The sequence below is a fragment of the Moorena sp. SIO4E2 genome (genome assembly GCF_010671945.1).
GTDB classification, from domain to species: domain Bacteria; phylum Cyanobacteriota; class Cyanobacteriia; order Cyanobacteriales; family Coleofasciculaceae; genus Moorena; species Moorena producens.
The window spans coordinates 1-1,489 of the sequence record NZ_JAAHIE010001187.1; the positions used below are offsets into that span (position 1 = coordinate 1).

1 protein-coding gene and 2 pseudogenes are annotated in these 1,489 nt (G+C 43.0%); all 3 read right to left on the reverse strand.

All coding sequences use genetic code 11. The features are described from left to right. Positions 1 to 253, reverse strand: a pseudogene (locus F6K37_RS42030) (ComEC/Rec2 family competence protein); the annotation flags it as partial. Then, positions 253 to 732, reverse strand: a complete 480-nt coding sequence (locus F6K37_RS42035; RefSeq protein ID WP_071103735.1) for a DUF4079 domain-containing protein — start codon at positions 730 to 732, stop codon at positions 253 to 255. The pseudogene F6K37_RS42030 and the gene F6K37_RS42035, both read right to left, overlap by 1 nt. Before the next feature lie 567 nt (positions 733 to 1,299). Beyond that, positions 1,300 to 1,489 (reverse strand): annotated as a pseudogene (locus F6K37_RS42040) (hypothetical protein); the annotation flags it as partial.

Below are 1,489 nucleotides of genomic sequence, written 5' to 3' on the forward strand. Positions count from 1 at the left end.
GTACCCGCAATTGAAAATAGACCACCGCCAAGGCCGAGATTAGTCCTGCTGCTACCCATAATCTTGGTTTTGGTCCTGTGCGCCAGAACCTGGGGAATGCGATCGCAGCCACTATCCCTGTGACAACCAATCCTGTTACCAAAGCTCTATACTCTTGCCAGGGAATCTCACCAGTCGGTAAGTGGAGAATCCCTGTAGAAAGTAGGCCGATAATATAAGCAAGACTTACTACTGTACCACTGGCAGGCTTCATCAGATCGATAAACCTAGCTTTAAGCCCAAAACAACATGAAGCAATAGCAGGCAAAGTGCCGTACTTCCTAAGTAGGCATGAACGCTACGCACCAATGGTTTGTTCCCGCCAAAGCCAGTCAAGGCAATCACCCCATTAGCAGCCAGCAAAATCAGTACGATTGATCCTGTCCAAAAGTGGGGGCTTTCGAGAATTGGCTGATACTGCATTACCAGAGACAAAACCCCACCCGTGTAGCCACCTGCGATAAAAATGAACATCCAGGGTGCTATTTTGCGATGATCACTGCGACTCTGTAGTGCTATTTCAGGCTCAGATACTACTCGACCACGCCATCCTGCTATTCCCACAAAGCTACCCATAATCAATACCACAATTCCCATCATCAATGGGTGTCCCCAATGCACCACTGGCTCAGGAATACCTAAAATCCTAAATTGGTTAGCAATTGGTTCTAAGAGCTGACTGAAATTTCCCACCGGTTTAAAACTATCCTCTCGATTAAGGTTGACCTAGCTTAAGTAACCATCTTTGTAGCATATTCAGAATTTGATTGGGAAACAAACTGTCAACATTCCCAGATAGCGATGTTTAGATTCCTTGACAATTGTCTAAAATTAGAAAACAGACAATTTCATTCACTCGCAGCTGAACGTTAACAAACGATCATACCAGATCCTAGAAGACTGGTATGATCGTTTGCCTGTCCCTGGTGCAAAGGAGACGGATGGCTTTAGCCCCCAGGGCAAAGCCATCTAAATTTTTTTGACAAATGACTAATACTATGAATCGAAGACTTGAAAGCACATCGCTAAGGGGGTCTCGAAGAGATCCCCATTTGTTAGAGGGCGATGGGTCATAGCCGACACTACGCGAACGCTTACTAGCTTATTAGTGACAATAAATTAATCACCCACATTCCGCACCCCGCCACTGTCACTACTTTGTTTTTGATAATGATAATACTTGTTAACCTATAGTAATACTAAATAGCTTAGGATTACCCTGGCCAATTTAAAACTGGTATATATCAAAATTAGTATTTACTAATTTTTTCCTGTCGCTAATGTAGCTTTGGAGTTTTTTTGAGCAATGCCTTTACTATAGACAAGCCAGGTAAAGATGACTAATCCAGCTTCGGTTCCTAATAAATCGTGAAGGATATGAAATAAAGCATTGAAAGTCACTTGCGGATCACTATAGGGATTCCCTCCAAATTTATCTAGAAGAAACACA